Below are 807 nucleotides of genomic sequence, written 5' to 3'. Positions count from 1 at the left end.
CCGGACTCGGTCTTAACCGGGTTGACTGATAGCTCCATATGGCGTCGACCAACTTGAATATTGGCTTTGTGTTGAGCGCTTAGATTCTCTAGTAGCTCTTTCTGATGGCTTGGGTTTTTATGGAAGATATCAATTGATTGCCCAAGTAAATTGTTGGCATCAAACTGTGGAAGTACTTGTTGAATATCTTCTTCCGCGATTTTAAGTGTTTCAAGTACGGCATCATTCATATAGACGATGTTTCGCTCGGCGTCTGCAACCATTACGTTAGCACTTACGTTATCAAGAGCTTGTTTCAGGCGTACATTTTCAGCAGCCTCTTGTCTTTCCTGCGCTTGCTTGGCGAGCATCTCTGTTTCGTCTACCCATTCAACAACAGTACCTAAACGGTTGCCGTTCTCGCTTTCAACAGGGTTGGCAACAATTCTGAAGCTGCGGCCACCGACTTTGGCAGTACTTTCATAGCTTTGCGTTAAGCTGGCTAGTAACTGTCTTTGATGAGCCGGATTCTTGTGGAAAACATCAATATTTACACCCATCAAGTTATCGGCAGAGAACTTAGGTAAGTCTTTGCGAAGGTCTGACTCAGCATCCTTAAACATTTTTTCGACCGCATTATTGAGGTAGATGATGTTAAGGTCATTATCTGCCATCATCAGGTTGGTATTGGCAACTTTCAGGGCGCTAGTCACACGGCTGGTTTCTTCTGCTCGGCGCTCGAATTCGCCAATCAATTCTGTTTGCATGCGATCTAGAGCGCTCATTAGGTCGCTGATTTCATCTTGCTGAGAGCTTTGTTCGATATGA

The 807-nt window shown here is 44.7% G+C and carries 1 protein-coding gene; it reads right to left on the bottom strand.

All coding sequences use genetic code 11. The annotated features are described in order from the left end of the window. Positions 1–807, bottom strand: an 807-nt coding sequence (locus A3763_RS00975) for a PAS domain-containing protein (protein ID WP_156494794.1), incomplete at both ends; no start/stop codon positions are given.

The organism is Oleiphilus sp. HI0128 (assembly GCF_001635365.1).
The sequence above is the reverse complement of the archived record's forward strand: the minus strand, read 5'-3'. Positions and strand labels throughout refer to the sequence as shown.